15 protein-coding genes are annotated in these 15,303 nt (G+C 62.3%); 7 read left to right on the top strand and 8 right to left on the bottom strand.

Features of this window, described 5'->3' with window-relative positions; all coding sequences use genetic code 11:
• The first annotated feature begins 264 nt into the window (after window positions 1-264).
• A complete protein-coding gene (locus ACVZUB_RS26465; RefSeq protein ID WP_064687793.1) occupies window positions 265-1,803 on the top strand; it encodes an APC family permease in 1,539 nt (512 codons plus the stop codon).
• Window positions 1,800-2,585, top strand: a complete 786-nt coding sequence (locus ACVZUB_RS26460) for an IclR family transcriptional regulator (RefSeq protein ID WP_019745572.1) — start codon at window positions 1,800-1,802, stop codon at window positions 2,583-2,585. The genes ACVZUB_RS26465 and ACVZUB_RS26460 overlap by 4 nt, the downstream gene beginning before the upstream one ends.
• 2 nt (window positions 2,586-2,587) lie before the next feature.
• Here the strand turns inward: ACVZUB_RS26460 and cobU are convergent, their stop codons facing one another.
• Genes cobU through ACVZUB_RS26440 form a run of 4 tightly spaced genes read right to left on the bottom strand, consistent with a single transcriptional unit; the run spans window position 2,588 to window position 6,696 of the window.
• Complete coding sequence (gene cobU / locus ACVZUB_RS26455) at window positions 2,588-3,910, bottom strand: bifunctional adenosylcobinamide kinase/adenosylcobinamide-phosphate guanylyltransferase (protein ID WP_064687792.1); 1,323 nt, start codon at window positions 3,908-3,910, stop codon at window positions 2,588-2,590.
• A complete protein-coding gene (locus tag ACVZUB_RS26450) occupies window positions 3,910-4,698 on the bottom strand; it encodes an ABC transporter ATP-binding protein (protein WP_058226645.1) in 789 nt (262 codons plus the stop codon). The genes cobU and ACVZUB_RS26450 overlap by 1 nt, the downstream gene beginning before the upstream one ends.
• Window positions 4,695-5,729 (bottom strand): FecCD family ABC transporter permease, encoded by a 1,035-nt coding sequence (locus tag ACVZUB_RS26445; RefSeq protein ID WP_042447095.1) that lies wholly within the window; start codon window positions 5,727-5,729, stop codon window positions 4,695-4,697. Before ACVZUB_RS26445 ends, ACVZUB_RS26450 begins: the two co-directional genes overlap by 4 nt.
• Before the next feature lie 7 nt (window positions 5,730-5,736).
• Entirely contained in the window at window positions 5,737-6,696 is a 960-nt protein-coding gene (locus tag ACVZUB_RS26440; RefSeq protein ID WP_063316028.1) for an ABC transporter substrate-binding protein, read from the bottom strand.
• A gap of 308 nt (window positions 6,697-7,004) precedes the next feature.
• Here ACVZUB_RS26440 and ACVZUB_RS26435 point away from each other — a divergent pair, with 308 nt between their 5' ends.
• Genes ACVZUB_RS26435 through ACVZUB_RS26425 form a run of 3 tightly spaced genes read left to right on the top strand, consistent with a single transcriptional unit; the run spans window position 7,005 to window position 9,354 of the window.
• The gene (locus ACVZUB_RS26435; RefSeq protein ID WP_003939899.1) at window positions 7,005-7,421 is read left to right on the top strand and encodes a GntR family transcriptional regulator; all 417 of its coding nucleotides are present in this window, start codon (window positions 7,005-7,007) and stop codon (window positions 7,419-7,421) included.
• Window positions 7,418-8,287 carry an ABC transporter ATP-binding protein gene (locus ACVZUB_RS26430; protein WP_063315624.1) on the top strand — a complete coding sequence of 290 codons (870 nt, stop codon included), beginning with the start codon at window positions 7,418-7,420 and terminating at the stop codon, window positions 8,285-8,287. The genes ACVZUB_RS26435 and ACVZUB_RS26430 overlap by 4 nt, the downstream gene beginning before the upstream one ends.
• Window positions 8,284-9,354, top strand: coding sequence for a hypothetical protein (locus tag ACVZUB_RS26425; protein ID WP_064687790.1), 1,071 nt, complete (start codon window positions 8,284-8,286; stop codon window positions 9,352-9,354). The genes ACVZUB_RS26430 and ACVZUB_RS26425 overlap by 4 nt, the downstream gene beginning before the upstream one ends.
• A 1-nt stretch (window position 9,355) precedes the next feature.
• Here ACVZUB_RS26425 and ACVZUB_RS26420 read toward each other — a convergent pair whose 3' ends face one another.
• A complete protein-coding gene (locus tag ACVZUB_RS26420) occupies window positions 9,356-9,997 on the bottom strand; it encodes a DUF4232 domain-containing protein (protein WP_063315626.1) in 642 nt (213 codons plus the stop codon).
• A 190-nt stretch (window positions 9,998-10,187) separates the two neighbouring features.
• On the opposite strand from ACVZUB_RS26420, the gene ACVZUB_RS26415 reads away from it, so the two are divergent.
• Entirely contained in the window at window positions 10,188-11,033 is an 846-nt protein-coding gene (locus tag ACVZUB_RS26415; RefSeq protein WP_003939910.1) for an alpha/beta hydrolase, read from the top strand.
• Between the two features lie 25 nt (window positions 11,034-11,058).
• Window positions 11,059-12,132 carry a VIT1/CCC1 transporter family protein gene (locus tag ACVZUB_RS26410; protein ID WP_047271961.1) on the top strand — a complete coding sequence of 358 codons (1,074 nt, stop codon included), beginning with the start codon at window positions 11,059-11,061 and terminating at the stop codon, window positions 12,130-12,132.
• A gap of 8 nt (window positions 12,133-12,140) precedes the next feature.
• On the opposite strand, the gene ACVZUB_RS26405 is transcribed toward ACVZUB_RS26410, so the two are convergent.
• From ACVZUB_RS26405 to ACVZUB_RS26395, 3 genes are all read right to left on the bottom strand, one after another.
• A complete protein-coding gene (locus ACVZUB_RS26405; protein ID WP_482628553.1) occupies window positions 12,141-13,973 on the bottom strand; it encodes an APC family permease in 1,833 nt (610 codons plus the stop codon).
• 94 nt (window positions 13,974-14,067) lie between these two features.
• A complete protein-coding gene (locus ACVZUB_RS26400; protein ID WP_482627898.1) occupies window positions 14,068-14,586 on the bottom strand; it encodes a DUF2254 family protein in 519 nt (172 codons plus the stop codon).
• The gene (locus ACVZUB_RS26395; protein ID WP_482627897.1) at window positions 14,573-15,223 is read right to left on the bottom strand and encodes a DUF2254 family protein; all 651 of its coding nucleotides are present in this window, start codon (window positions 15,221-15,223) and stop codon (window positions 14,573-14,575) included. Before ACVZUB_RS26395 ends, ACVZUB_RS26400 begins: the two co-directional genes overlap by 14 nt.
• Window positions 15,224-15,303 lie beyond the last annotated feature (80 nt).

Here is a 15,303-nt window from a genome sequence, read left to right as displayed (position 1 = left end):
CTACGCCTGGACGAGGTGCAACTGAGAGAGCAGTTGTCGTGTGAGAATCGGAGAACTCGCAGTTCAAGGTGCTGCCGGAGGGGCCGGATACCGTCGGCCGCCCTTGATCCGGCATGACGCTGGGTGGGAAACAGAGTCGGATTCTCACTTGAAAGTTCTGTGCGCGCCATCGTGGAAACTGCGCGGAAACATAAGCGGACTAACTTGACCGAATTCTGACAATTCGCTCGTAGGTTCGGGCCTGGACGCGACGGACGGTGACACATGGCCGTGAGTGCGGCACTGCGTGCGGCGATCACGCGAGCGCAGAATGCGGATCAACACAGTGAGCCCGTGTTCTCCCCGCTCCGTGGTCTCGGACGAGGACGTTTGACCCCGATCGACCTGTTGGGGCAATCACTCTCCACGATCGCTCCGGCAACGGGAATGGTGTTCATCGCCCTGTGGATGATCACCTACAGTCCCGGCTACGTCGGGTTGGCTGCGATTGCTGCGACAACTTCGGCGGTGTTTCTCGTTGCGTTCTGCATCACTCAGTTCACGCGGAGGCTGGCCGCGGCAGGATCGTTGTACAGCTTCGTCTTCCAAGGCTCCGGTATCCGGGCGACACTGACGGCGGGCGCCGCACTGGTACTCGGGTATCTCGGAATCTCGGTTTCGGTTTTCTCGCAGGCAGTTCCGAGTCTGCTCGATACCATCGCCATTGTCGGCCCCGACGTGCGAGGAACTGCCGCGACGGTGATCACGACGGTGGCGATTGCCGTGGCCGTCGCGTGGATTGCAGTGCGAGGCGTCCGGTTCGCCACCCGAGCGATCCTGGTCGTCGAAGCGTGCTCGTTGATTCTCATCGTCGTGGTCATGCTGGCGACGCACAGTGACACGACAACTGCTGTTGCCCTGCCGAATCCGTCGCTGAGTGCAGTTCCGTTTCTCGCGATGCTGACGGTGCTCAGCATGGCGGGCTTCGAAAGCTCGGCCTTCTTCGGCCCGGAAGCGAAACGACCACTCATCAGCGTCACACGCACGGTTCTCATTTCGCCGATCATCTGCGGGGTCCTCTTCGTTTTTGCGGCCTGGGCGGCGATGACCGGTCACGGCGCAACGATCGTCGGAGCGTACTTCGAAGGAACGGCATCCGGAGCCAGCGCGGAAGTGGTTCTGGCAGTCAAGATCGGAATGACGTGTTCCTGGTTCGCATCCACTCTCGGTTGTGCGCAGGCGGGTTCGCGGTTGTTGTACTCGATGGGGATCGAACGGGTACTGCCTGCGCCGCTCGCTCGCGTGCACAGACGATTTCGTACCCCGTACGTTGCGGTACTTGCGTTCGTCGCGGTAAGTGCGGCGGGCGTATTCATCTATTCGGATACGGTTCGCGACGATTCGGGATCCTTCGACGGGGTGGTGGAGACCGCGTTGGTCTGCGCTTACACGCTGGTGGCCTTTGCTTCGTGGAAGTTCTTGCGCCGAATCGGGGAACATACTTCGCTGACCCGGATATGCACTGTGTCCGTGAGCGTCGCCGGTGCTGGTCTATTGGTCTACATCGTTCTCGACGGTGCGGTTCACGGGATGTGGGCACTGCCGATCGCTGCTCTTGCTGTTGCTGTGTCGGGGACAGTGTGGAGTTCATTGCTCCGTAGAGCCAGACCGGAAAGCCTTCTGATGGTCGGCGCTTTCGACAGCGTCGAGACGGCGGACCTGTTGCCCGGTGCGGGCACTCTGCTGATCGACGGTGACGGGCGAAGGCGACTCGTTCCGGATCGTGGGACCGCCGAGGGTGACTCGCCGGAGCATGGGCGGTGACCGCGGACCGTGCAACCGCTGGTCCACGATCAGGCAAACAGATCGGCGAAGAGACCCACTTCAGTGGACAACAACCGCGTGCGGTTCAGAAGGCGCTGGGGATGCTCGAGGCGGTGGCTCATCTGGGACCGGGAACAACCGCGAAGGAGATCGCCACTTTTGCAGGCGTTCCATCGGCCACGGCGTACCGGATGCTGAATCTGCTGGTGGCGGAGGGCTTTCTCGTGCGGGTGCCGGACCTGTCAGGGTTCGCGTTGGGACGTCGGACTGCCGAGCTCTCGCATGCGGCGTCGTCGAGTGGTCCGGCGCCGACGCTGCACGAGCGCGTCGAGGACATGCGGACACACACGAGGTTCGGATTGCACGTCGCGTCATTCGCCGGTGGGCGCTTGAGGTTCGTCGACAAGGATCCGGATCACGAGATCATCGGAATAGCGGCACTGGCCAAGAACCTTCACGCGAATGCGCTGGGGAAGGTTCTGTTGGCGCACGACGAGCGGTTGCTTTCGGGTTTGGAACTTCGCCGGGTCACGGAGTTCACCCTCGGTGATTTCGATGCGTTGTATGAGCAGTTGAGGTCTGTTCGCCTGCAGGGTTTTGCATTCGAGAACCAGGAATGCCGCCTGGGTCGATCCGCGGTCGCAGTACCGGTTCGAGATCACGCAGACCAGGTGGCCGGCGGGTTGTGTGTTCAGGGAGCGAGCGGGCGAGTGACGGACGAGGATCGAGAGTTGGTCGGTTTCCTACTCGATTGCGCGCGTCAGCTCACCGGATTGCTCTGACGTCACACGCGCAGGCTCAGGGGGAGCCCGGCGGTCATCAGGACCACGGACTCCGATTCACTGGCGATGCGGCTGTTCACCAGACCGAGTAGATCGCGGAACAGTCTCCCGGACTTCGTGTCCGGGACGACGCCGCTTCCGACTTCGTTGGTGACGGCGACAATCGGTACCGGACAGGCGGTCCAGGCGTCGGCCAACCGGTCGATATCTGCGTGGACGGCGCTGAGATCTTCTGTCGCCCACGCCTGATGTCGATCCAGACATGCGGTCAACCACGTGCCTAGGCAATCGAGCAGGATCGGTGTTGTTGCGGTTGCGAGAATCTCGGTCACTTCGGAGGTCTCTACCGTCGTCCACGTCGACGGCCTCCGCGCGCGATGCGACGCAATTCGTTCGATCCAGTCGGGATCGTCGTCCTGCGGATCCCCGGTGGCGATGTACGTGACGTGCCGGTAGCCGGCAAGCAGGCCCTCCGCGTAAGTGGACTTGCCCGAGCGGGCGCCACCGGTGACCAGGGTTCGATGGCTCTGTCCTACCCCGATCTCGAGCACAGCTCCATCCGGAACCGCTCGCGCCCCGGACGTTCGAAGTGCTTCCGAGAGTTCGTTTTCGACCGGGTTGTGGTGCCCGAGGTGTACGGCGACCACATCGGTTCGATCGGTGATCGCGGTGCAATTGCGTAGTCGGCTCACCGTCTCCGCGAAACTCGGCAGATCATGGTGCCCGGTGCCGTGGTCAGTCTTGTGGCCGAAGGTCTCTTCGAGAAAGACGGCGTCGAAACGGGCGTCGGCAAGGGCGTCGACAGTGACTTCGGGCAGAGGCCCGGTGTCGGTGGCCCAGAAGATTCGGGTTCCGGATGCGTCGGTGATGTCGTAGAGAAGGGTGGTTACTTCGTGCGCGGCTTCGAGTGCGCGAACACGATAGGTGCCCAACATGATCGACTGGCCGGTCTCGAGCGGTGTGAAGGTCACCGGGTCATCCGGGCCCACCCAGTCTCGGCAGGGAGCGAGCGCGTCGGGTGGTCCGAGAACCTGGAGCGGTTCGGTGCGAGACGCCCAGGACCGGAACAGCAATGCCATCGGGCCGAGGTGATCAGGATGAGAATGCGTCAGCAGGATGTGTTCGACGTGTGCCAGCGTGCGACCGAATCGCGACGCGGCGCGCGGTACTTCGGGTCCACAGTCCAACAGGATGCGGTTGTCCAGCAAGGCAGCGGTGTGTCCGCGAATGGTTTCATTCGACAATGCCGCCAGGCAGGAAGGGCAAGTGCAGAACGGGTTCGGCCAACCGTCGGCAGCGCCGGTGCCGAGCATCACCAGTTCCATCAGCGGGTGCCTTCCTGCCGAATCGGAACAACGATGGGACCGCTGGGCCGTTCCAGGATTTCGACGCGAGCGCCGTACACGCGGCCGAGGAGATCTGCCTCCAGCACCGCTGAGGGTGTACCGTCGGCAACCACGCTGCCCTTGTCCAGCAGCACAATTCGTCGACCGTATTGACCCGCGAGAGTGAGATCGTGCATCGCGGCGATGACCGTGATGTTGTCGTCTTCTCGCAGTTCCTCCACCAAGTCGAGAACCTGCTGCTGGTGACCGATGTCGAGGGCGCTGGTGGGTTCGTCCAGGAGCAATACCTGCGGCTCTTGAGCCAGTGCCCGAGCCAGGACCACGCGTTGCAATTCGCCGCCGGAAAGTTCGGTGGCTCGTCGATCTGCGAACTCGGTGAGGTCGAGCCTTTCGATCACCGAAGTGATCACCGAACGATCTGTGGCGGTTTCGGTTCCGAATCGTCGTAGATACGGAGTGCGGCCGAGCGCAACCAGTTCCTTGACCGTTGAGCCCTCGGGTACTACCGGACGCTGAGGCATCAACGCGACGACGGCGGACATCGCCTTGCGGCTGGAATTGCGAGGACTCAGTCCCCCGACCGAGAGCTCACCGGTAGACGGAATCAATCCAGCGAGGGCATGCATCAAGGTTGTCTTGCCGGCGCCGTTCGGCCCGACCACGGCAACCCAATCGCCTGGTGTCACATCGAGATCGATGCCGTCGACGACGTCCTTGCCGCCGAGATTGACTCGGAGGTCGCGGCACCGCACTGCGCTGTCGGTCATGCCGAGACCCGGCTGCGGCGCAGAACCAGAAGGAAGAACGGAGCGCCGATCATCGCGGTCACAACTCCGATGGGGAGTTCGGCCGGTGCCATGACCGTGCGGGCGGCAACGTCGGTGAGGACAAGAAACGCCGCTCCGAGCATGAGTGACAGGGGGAGAAGCAGCCGATGAGACGGGCCGACGACCAGTCGAACCGCATGGGGAACAACGATTCCGACAAAGCCGATGAGTCCACTTGCACTCACGACCGCGGCCGTTCCCAGAGTTGCGGCGAGCACCAGCACCAGGCGTGATCTGGCCGGGTCGACGCCGAGGCTGGCGGCTTCGACGTCACCTACGGCCATCACGTCGAGTACGCGTCGGTGTACCAGGATGACGGCAGATGCCAGCGCGACGTACGGCAAGACAACCAGAACTTCCGACCAACCGTCGGTGGACAGTCCGCCGAGTAGCCAGGAATAGACCTCGCGCAGTGAATCGTCGAACCGCTGCTGAACAAAAGTCTGCGCTGCATTCGTGAACGCTGCGACTGCGACACCGGCGAGGATGATGACTACCGCGTTCTGCGGCCCGCCAATGCTTCGACCGAGCGAATAAGTTGCGAACACTGCCAGCACACCACCGACGAAGGCGGCCATGGGAATTCCGAACATGCCCAGCGCTCCACCCGAAACGATGGCGAGGGTTGCGCCCAGTCCGGCTCCGCTGGAAACTCCGAGGAGATACGGATCCGCCAAGGGATTGCGGAACACGCCCTGGTAGGCGGCGCCGGCTACCGCCAACATTGCTCCGACCAACGCGCCCAGGACTACTCGCGGAAGCCGGATCTGCCAGAGAATGGCCTGCTGTGTTGCGGTGAGGCCGGAATCTATATGGATGCCGGGTATTCCGTCCAGAAGTTCGAGAATGGTCCGATCAGGCGTCAAACCGGCCGGCCCCACCAGAACACCGATCAGCAAGGCGGCGCACAGAATTAGCGCGGCGCCGAGCAGAACGGCGGTCCGATGTTGGGAGATACCGGCTTTGATCATCGAGTGCTCAGGCCGTGGGAACTTGGGCAACGATGGCAGCGACGGCCTTCACCTGGTCGGCGACACGAGGTCCCCAGCGGCTGGAGAGGTCTTCGTCGAGCACATGGATCTGGTTGCCGGTAACCGCTTTCATGCCGCTCCACCCGGGTCGAGCGGCGACGGATTCTGCTGTCACTCCGCAGCATTGGGAGTCTGCGAGAAAGATGAGATCGGGATTGGCCTGTACCACGAATTCGGCGGACAACTGCGGATAGTCACCCTGCCCCGCGGCGTCGGCGATGCTCTTCATTCCGAACAGCGAGTAGATCTGCCCGACAAAACTCGAACTCGTGACGGTGTAGAGCGAGGAGTCGAGTTCGTGGAAGTACGTCAGCGGCTGTTGGCGCGCAGGAACACTGGCGACAGCGGCGTCGATGTCCGAGCGCATGGTGTCGACAACTTCGGTGCCCTTGTCCTCGTGGCCGGTGGCCTTCGCGACGCGCTCGATCTGGGCGTAGACGTCGTCGATGCTCGTCGCTGCCGGTAGTAGGAGTGTCGGCACCTTCGCCTTTTGCAGTCCGGAGACAAGATCGTTCATGTCATCCGATGCGATCACCAGATCCGGTGCGTAGCCGAGGATGGCTTCGACGTTCGGTTGAAAGCCCGAGAGATCGGTGACCGGGATACCGGCCGGGTAGTCGGACTGATTGTCGACGGCCTTCACCTGATCGCCCGCGCCGACGGCCCACAGGGTCTCGGTGGCGCTGGGACTGAGTGACACGATCGACTGCGGACGTGACTCGATGGTGATGTCCGTGCCGGAATCCGTGGGACCGGAAACAACAGTCACCGGGAACGAGCCGTCCGAGGCCGCTGTGGTTGCGGGTGCATCGGACGTCGAGCTACTGCACGCACCGGCAAGCAGTGCGGTGCTCACCGTCAGTGCTGCAAGTACAGATCTGAATTTACGTGTCGGCCGAGTACTCACAGCCACCCCTCCGCTAGTGGCGAAGGGTCGCGAGCAGCGCGGCCGCGAGGCGAAGCGCCACGAGCGGTCCTTCGTCCGAGAACCATCGTGTCGCCACGAGGCCGGTGACCTGACTCGTTCGCCTCGAGTAGTGACGGGCGAATTCACAGTTGCGTCGACAGTGCCGGGGTTTCACCGAACTTCACACGAGCAGCGTGGCACCCCGGTGAACCGGGGCATCTGCACTTTACAGGGGTCGTCTGGCTTGACCCGGGAGGTCAAGGCAGGGTAAATATCTATTCCACTAATGAACTAGTGAAAGGGTTCGGATGATCGACTTCCGTATCGACCGCCGATCCGGCATTCCCACTTACGTGCAATTGGTCCTTCAGGTGAAGCAGGCGCTCAGGCTCGGTGATCTCCAAGTCGGGGATCGGCTGCCCACAGCCAAGGACGTCGTGGGAGCGCTCGCGATCAACCCGAACACAGTCCTGAAGGCCTACAAGGAACTCGAGCGCGACGGACTTGTCGCCCCGAGGCCCGGATTGGGCACGTTCGTCGTGAAGTCCCTGGCCAAGCCCGGTATGGCGGAAAGCTCTGCGCTACGTCGTGAGTTGGCGCGTTGGGTGGCAGATGCCGTGGCCGCCGGACTCGAGCGCACGGACATCGAAGCATTGGTGAGTTTGGAGCTCGAGAAGACGTTCATCGAAACGGATCCGTCCGGAAAGCAGGGGGAGACATCATGACTGCGCAAGAATCGGCACTGACAATGCAGGACGTGGACAAGCGCTTCGGCAAGAAGAAGGTGCTCGACGCCTGCACATTCGAGGTCGCGACAGGAAGCATCACTGCCCTGGTCGGGGTGAACGGAGCGGGCAAGTCCACACTGATGTCCTTGGCGGTCGGGTTGACGATGCCTGACCACGGTTCGATCACCGTCCTGGGCAGCACGCCGGATCAGGACGGCATCTGCCCAGGCCTGTCGTACCTCGCTCAGCACAAGCCCCTGTACCCCAAATTCACTGTGGCAGAACTTCTTCGATTCGGCGCATACACCAACGACGAGTGGGATGCGAAGTACGCTCTGGATCTGGTGGAGCGCGCTGGAATTTCTCTCGATGCGAAGGCGAAGACTCTGTCACCAGGTCAACGAACCAGGGTTGCACTGGCTTTGGCGCTCGGACGCAGGCCGCAGTTGCTTCTACTCGACGAGCCTCTGGCAGATCTCGATCCCGTGGCGCGGCGGTCTGTGGCGACCACTCTGCTCGAAGACGTTGCCGAGTACGGCACCACGGTTCTGTTGTCTTCACACATCGTCTCCGAATTGGCAGACGTCTCGGATCGACTTCTTCTGCTGGGCGGCGGAAACGCGAGATTGTCCGGTCCGTTGGATGAATTGATCGCTGCCCATTACGTATTGATCGGGGACGGCGATCCCTCGGACGTGGTCGGCGCCGGTGCGGTCATTCATACCGAGAAGGGGATGCGGTCGAATTCTCACGTGGTGGAGGGAATGCGTCCGAGCCCTCGGGACGGCTGGGTGATCGACGACGCAACTCTCGACGACGTGGTGCTCGGGCACCTGAGCGCAGAAACGATGGTGGCGGCATGATCTGGGTTACGTGGCGGCATCACCGGACATCGCTCGTTGTGTCGTTGGGATTCCTCGCGGCATTAGCAGTCATTGTCTTGTCGAGTGGTGCGATCATCAAGAGCGGCGGACAAGCCCAACTCTTCGGATCGCCTCTCAGTTGCTTCGATGACATCACCGCTATCTGCACGGCAGAGACTGCTCTCACACTGACGACAGTGGTTGCTACTGCTCTGCCGGTGTTCCTCGGCGTGTTGATCGGTGTCACCGTGTTTTCGCGGGATGTCGAACAAGGAACACACGTACTGGGGCTTACTCAATCGGTCAGTCGGACTCGTTGGTTCTGGACCCGGGTGTTAATCGTCTTCCTGCCGATTTCTGTGGCTTCGTCATTGCTCGGATTTGCACTGCAATGGGCTCGATCTCTCCCGGACAACTCCCGGTATGCATTTGTTGCCGGGCGTTCGACTTTCGTCGAGATATCGAACCTGTCGTATCCGCTCTTTCAATCCAGCGGACTGGTCTTGGGTGCATACACATTCATGGCACTCATGCTCGGAGCAGCACTGGCTTTGCTGGTGCGTAGTTCGATCGGCGCAATGGCGATCACGATGGTCGGTGTTGTTGCGATCCTGGCAGCATTTCAGTTGGTTGCACGACCCGATTACGCCGAGCCGAGTGTCCGAACGTCACCCGTCGCCGGATTCAGTTCCTACTATTCGAGCGATACCAGTATCCCCGCGGTCAATTGGGAACTCGCGCAGGGATATGTCGACCTCCGAGGTAACTGGGTCGACGTCAAATACGACGAGTGCACGTGGGGTGGATCAGGCGATGAGGACCCGTACGACCAGCGCCCGGAGGAGACCGGCGCCGAGTACAGCCTCCGCATGGATGTGCTCTCAGCGCAGCAGAACAGAGAGATGGAGATTTGTTTGCGGCAGCACGGGGTCGACCACTACGAAGTTCGCTACCACTCGGATGATCGGTTCTGGCGTTTCCAATTCACGGAAGCTGCACTCGTCCTGTTCCTTTCGGGATTGTTCCTCCTGCCGGCGCTCTGGGGTCTACGACGCCTCAAGCCGTGACTCAGCGGGCGACCGGCGCGACCGTCAGCTGGTTGATGTTCGCGCCGGTCATCGAGCAACCCTTGGTGGGGTAGGCGAGGAAGACCGAGTCGTAGCTGTTGGGTGGGTAAACCCTCAGTCCCGCAACGTCGGTCAGGCCGCACTGATCTGCCGGGTAGTTCTCGACGTTCGTAGCTCGCACCAAAGACGTTGCGGCAGAGCCAGGGGCAAGGGAGACGAGTGAACCGGATCCGGAGCGGCCGGCTGCAGCACCCACTTCGCTTCCGGACGCTCCCGTGACATACGAGACGCCGGGGAAACCGTCGAGCGTGCACGTGCGGCCGCCCGTGTTGGTGAAGACCACCGGAAGCTCCACAGAACCGGCGGCGCCACTCGACTCGCCGAGGGTGACGTTCAGTTCCCCGATCGCGCAGCCTTCGGGATTGGGTGCCGTCGAGGTTGTGGTTTGGGTGTGGTCGGTATGGGTCGTCGAAGGTGAAGCGGTGCCGGTCTGGGTCGTCGGCGCAGAGGCGGTCGTCGTTGAGGCGGGTGCCGGTGAACTCTCGGCCGTTCCCGTTTCATCCGAACCGCAACCGCTGAGAAGGGCGAGAGCAGCAAGTGGAGCCGCCAACAAGCCGACGTTGCGCATGCGGTTCGAATTCATCGCTCTGTACTCCTCAGGCTGGTCGACAACTGTTTCCGAACATCCGTGTCCGGTATATCCGAATCCGAGGCCGGATGTGCAGAAACGAATCAGGCTCGCCGGTGATCAGGACCTACTTCCCGGATGGATTGCCGCTGCGGATCTAGCATGAGAAATGACCTGTCCGGATCGCGACCACCGGGAGTAGCGCATGTTCACCTTCACCAGCGACGACGGAGTGGTCATTCATGTCCACGAATGGCCCACCGAGCAGGAACCTCGAGGGGTTGTTCAACTCGCGCACGGTATGGGTGAGCACGCAAAACGCTACGCACACGTTGCCGAAGCCCTGAATGCTCGCGGTTTCCACGTCTACGCGGCGGACCACCGCGGCCACGGTGAGAGCATGCACGCCGGCCCAGGCAACATCGGCGACGACGGCTGGAACCGCTTGGTGGCAGACATGGTGACCCTCACGGGCATCATCCGCGACAAACACCCCGGCCTGCCCGTCGTACTGCTCAGCCACAGCCTCGGTTCGTTCGCTTCGCAGCAGTACATCCTCGATCATTCGCACCTGATCGACGCCGTCGCACTGTCGGGGACCACCGCGGTCGATCAACTGATCGAGAGCCTCGTCAACGACGGCCCGGACGTCCTCGCCCAGTTCAACGCGGAATTCGAACCGGCCCGTACTCCGCACGACTGGCTCAGCCGTGACGAAGCGCAGGTGGATTTGTACATCAACGATCCGCTGTGCGGTTTCAGCCTGGACGACGCCGGCATGGGCGGACTTATCGCAGCGGGACCGAGGTTCGTCGACGTCGAGGGCGTGCGACAAGACCTTCCGATCCTGGTCTTCGTCGGCACCTCGGATCCTCTCAACGCCGCACTGAGCCGTACCGACGTCGCAGTCGAACGGTACAACTCGGCGGGGATCGAAGACGTCACCTACTACACCTATCCGGGCGCCAGACACGAGATCTTCAACGAGACCAACCGCGACGACGTCATCAACGATCTGACGACGTGGATGGACCGCGTACTCGAAGCGTGACCGCCTCACCGGAAAGGGGAACACGATGTCCACAGTTCCGGCCGCACGACCCGATCCAGACCCGCGAGATGTCAAGCGCTGGAGACGATACCTCGCCGACGAACAAGCCGAGGCCGCCGTCTACCGAGACCTCGCGAGTAGGCGCAGCGGCGAGGAGCGCGAAATCCTTCTCGCACTGGCCGACGCGGAGGGTCGACACGAGGCGCACTGGCGAGCGCTACTCGGCGATCACGTCGGCAAACCACTTCGCGGCGATATCCGCACTCGGATACTGGGCTTTCTGGCCAGGCGCTTCGGTTCCGTCTTCGTGCTCGCTCTTGCGCAGCGCGCGGAGACGCGATCCCCGTATCCCAACGACGCCGACGCGACTGCATCGATGGGCGCGGACGAGAAGATCCACGAAGAAGTGGTGCGGGCCTTGGCCACTCGGGGTCGGAACAGACTTTCGGGGACGTTTCGTGCCGCCGTCTTCGGAGCCAACGACGGCCTCGTCAGCAATCTCGCTCTCGTGCTCGGCATCAGCGGTAGCGGCGTCTCCAATCAGATCGTTCTGATCACCGGCATGGCCGGGCTTCTGGCCGGCGCCCTGTCGATGGGAGCCGGCGAGTACGTTTCCGTCCGCTCGCAGCGAGAGTTGTTGGAAGCGTCCAATCCTGGTCCGGCTGCCAGCGAAGCTGTCGGACTGCTCGACGTCGACGCGAACGAATTGGCCCTGGTCTACCGGGCCCGCGGTATGTCCGCCGAGGATGCGGACCAGCGCGCCGCCGAGGTCCTCGCGAACAGCACCTTCGGCGCCGCTGACGTTGTCGACGACCATGAAGCCGTCGGAACCGGGTTGGGCGCAGCGGCGGCAAGTTTCTGCTTCTTCGCCTCGGGCGCAATCATTCCGGTGCTGCCGTATCTGTTTGGCCTGGAAGGCATGACGGCTCTGATCGTCGCATCTGTTCTCGTGGGGATCGCGTTGCTGACGACGGGCGTTGTGGTCGGGTTGCTCTCGGGCGGGCCGCCATTCAAGCGGGCGCTACGCCAACTTGCGATCGGCTACGGCGCTGCCGGCGCGACGTATCTGCTCGGCATGTTGTTCGGGACTTCGCTCTGAGCGTCGGCTTACGCGCGTAGGGCGGGATCGCGGTGAGCCGGATCGATCCGAACCGGAATCTGGCACACCACGGCCTCGGTGTGTTTGCGCAGTGCATGAGCGATCTCATCGGTCCGTTGGCTCGGGAGGAACCGGTGCCATCTGGTCGCCGGGTCGATGGTGGCGACGACAACAAAGGTCTCTCGGTGGGGGAAGTGTGTGCGGATGTATCGGGCGAGGGTGTTCCCCACGGAATTCTCGGTGTCCTCGATGACGATCAAACGCGAATTCGGATGTCGGGCTTGCCATCGGCGTGTGAAGTCCGTCGTCGATTCGTGGGCCAGGCAGACTCGAATTGCGATGGGCTGTGACGACATCGCCGTTGCCGCGGCCATCGCGCGGGTGGAGAGCGACGTAATTTCGGACACGGGTACTAGGACCGCTGGTTTGTATCCGATGGACAGAGAATCGTTCTCACCCTGAACGGTTAACCGCGTACCGATATGTGTGTACGCACCGCGGATGCGTTCCATGCCGAGGACGAGCACAGGGAGCGCGAGAGCGATCAGCCAGGCGCCCTCGGTGAACTTCATGGCGGTCGTCACCACTGCTGCGATCGAAGTCAACGCAGCCCCGAAACCGTTGAGCGCTAGGCGCCACTTCCAGCCCGGCGTCTGTTCGGCGAGCCAGTGGCGCACCATGCCGAACTGCGCGAGCGTGAATCCGATGAACACACCGATGGCGAACAGCGGCACCAAGGTGTTCATGTTTCCGCCGGATCCGATGAGCAGGAGTGCACCGACGCCTCCGAGCGACAAGACGCCGTACGTGAAGACGTCGCGCGTCGACTTCCGGCTGAAGCGGTGCGGGAGCACGTTGTCGTCGGCGAGGATTCGCATCAGGTTCGGAAGTCCGCCGTACGAGGTATTCGCGGCCAACGCCAACAGAATCACAGTGGAGAATTGGACGACGTAGTAGCCCACACCATTTCCGAGGGCAGCGGAAGTGAGTTGCGACAGGACCGTTGTTCCAGGGACTGGGGCCAGTGAGAACTTCTCGATCAACACGGCAAGGCCGATCAACATGGTGCCCAAAAGGATTCCCAGAGCTACTTCGGCGCGCTGAGCGCTACGCACGCGAGGCTTCTTGAAACTGGGTACGGCATTGGCGATGGCTTCGACACCGGTCAATGCGGCGCAACCACTCGAAAATGCCTTGAGCAGAAGGAGAATGCCGATCGTGTGTGCATTGTCGACGATAAAGGGAGCCGTTGCGGCGGCAGGGTTTTCCCGAAGCAGTCCGGCACCGATCACCGTGAAGATGCTGACGACAAAGATCACGGTGGGCAACATGAATACCCGCGCGGAATCTGCGATACCCCGCAGATTCAGTGCCGTGATGCCGCCGAGTATCGCCAGTGCGATCCAGACCGTGTGGGGGAGAAGTGCGGGGAAGGCGGAGGTCAGAGCCGCGACACCGGCTGCGATCGATACCGCGACGTTGAGGGTGTAGTCGACGATCAACGACGCGGCGGCGGTAAAACTTGCCCGCGGGCTCAGATGCTTCTTTGCGACGGCGTAGGCGCCACCGCCTTCGGGAAATGCGGCGATCACTTGGCGGTACGACGCCACCAGGACCACAAGCAGCACTGCGATGGCGATTGTCACCGGCACGGTGAACCCGATCCCTGCGCCGCCGGCGAGGGCCAACACCAACACGATGGCTTCTGGCCCGTACGACACCGAGGCCATCGCGTCGAGCGAAAGCCCTGCCAGTCCGGTTGCGACGGAGAGCTTCTGATTCTCTGGCCCACGGGCCGGGCGGGTCGTCGACGATATGACTCCACGGTGTCCGAGTATCACTGCATGTCTCACCGAGTCAGTATCGTCATTTCCCGTAGCTCTGAGACTGATCTTGACGATGCATTGACGCGATGGCCCGCAAATCTGTACGGGTTCACAACGGGGGTTCGAGTCGCGGGAAGCCTTGTGACAGCTGATCAATCCAGCGAGCGCGCTTGGCGAGAATATCGCGGTTCCGAGACTCCGATTGGGCGGCGACGTGCGAAAGTAGGTCGCGAAGACGGCCCAGAACGAGCGGCGAGTTCGATGCCGAGGCTATGACGTCGTCCAGTCCGGTTCTGACGAAGCTCGTGAAGTCGGGCAGTGGAATCACCACACGCAGATCACCACGCTCGTCGACGGCCCGGATCGAATCTGCGCGTACGGAGGCCACCAGAGAGAGGAGGTCCTCGATCTCGTCCAGAGCCTGCACGGCCGTCGCAGGATCGTTGATAGCGGGTGAGAGCGCTCTGAGCGCGATGTCAGCCAACAACCGAATCGCGAGTAGGGGGTCCTGGGTGAAGGTCCGCTCACTCCCACTGACCAAGGCGTCAAGGATCGTGTTGGCGGGCATGGGTCCGCCGTAGACGTCGGCGAGCGGCAATCCGTCTCGCAGCGTGCTACCCGGCGACACTCGGAGGACCACCATGGACCGGCGGTCGATGCCACTCGATTGTCGTGATCACCGGAAGTGTTGGTAGAGGAAGCAACTCCAGATCAGTGGTGGGGTACACGGCGGCGAAGACTGCTCGGCCACGACTCGAGATCGTGGTCAGTACAGGAGCCAACTGGATGGCCGAGAATGCGCGCAGCTGGAGCAGCCTGATCAGCGTCAGCGTCGCCAAGAGCGCCAGCACTGCGAGGCTGGGCACGATCACCGACACGTCCGTTTCGTTGCTGATGGCGAGCGCCGCCGTGATGTCGAAAACCGACTGGCCTATCGCGAAGGCAAACGTCCGCCACACGATGGGGTCGTCGCGGAACAACAACAAGCGAGGAGTGAAGGTGGTCGCGGCCCACTGGACGACGAGGAACAGCAGCGAGAAGATCACTGCCACTACACCCAGTAACCCCAGTCCGAGGGCAACGAGCATCTCGCTGACCTGACGGGCGGGAATCATCGGGCCGCTCCGGACATACGGCATCCCCAGTCCGGCAGCCAGTCCCACGACGACGCACAGGATCTGGGTCAGGCCTGCACGTACACGGCGCCGGGGGACGAGGAAGGCATGCCCGATCGGGGTGGGAGCGAAACGTCCGGGCTGATCCACACTTCAAGCCTCCACGCTGCGGCAATGGTGCGCCTTCACCCGAAACGGATGATGTCGACGTCGTCGTGATCCTGAAACGC

This window comes from Rhodococcus sp. OS5 (assembly GCF_056837585.1).
Note: the sequence above shows the minus strand (reverse complement) of the source record. Positions and strands in the feature narration are given on the sequence as shown.

Coding starts and splice junctions, on each gene's coding strand:
- cobU (WP_064687792.1), bottom strand. CDS start 3,910: ATGGAACTGGTGATGCTCGGCACCGGCGCTGCCGACGGTTGGCCGAAC.
- ACVZUB_RS26420 (WP_063315626.1), bottom strand. CDS start 9,997: ATGAATTCGAACCGCATGCGCAACGTCGGCTTGTTGGCGGCTCCACTT.
- ACVZUB_RS26410 (WP_047271961.1), top strand. CDS start 11,059: ATGTCCACAGTTCCGGCCGCACGACCCGATCCAGACCCGCGAGATGTC.
- ACVZUB_RS26465 (WP_064687793.1), top strand. CDS start 265: ATGGCCGTGAGTGCGGCACTGCGTGCGGCGATCACGCGAGCGCAGAAT.
- ACVZUB_RS26430 (WP_063315624.1), top strand. CDS start 7,418: ATGACTGCGCAAGAATCGGCACTGACAATGCAGGACGTGGACAAGCGC.
- ACVZUB_RS26450 (WP_058226645.1), bottom strand. CDS start 4,698: ATGACCGACAGCGCAGTGCGGTGCCGCGACCTCCGAGTCAATCTCGGC.
- ACVZUB_RS26435 (WP_003939899.1), top strand. CDS start 7,005: ATGATCGACTTCCGTATCGACCGCCGATCCGGCATTCCCACTTACGTG.
- ACVZUB_RS26445 (WP_042447095.1), bottom strand. CDS start 5,729: ATGATCAAAGCCGGTATCTCCCAACATCGGACCGCCGTTCTGCTCGGC.
- ACVZUB_RS26425 (WP_064687790.1), top strand. CDS start 8,284: ATGATCTGGGTTACGTGGCGGCATCACCGGACATCGCTCGTTGTGTCG.
- ACVZUB_RS26415 (WP_003939910.1), top strand. CDS start 10,188: ATGTTCACCTTCACCAGCGACGACGGAGTGGTCATTCATGTCCACGAA.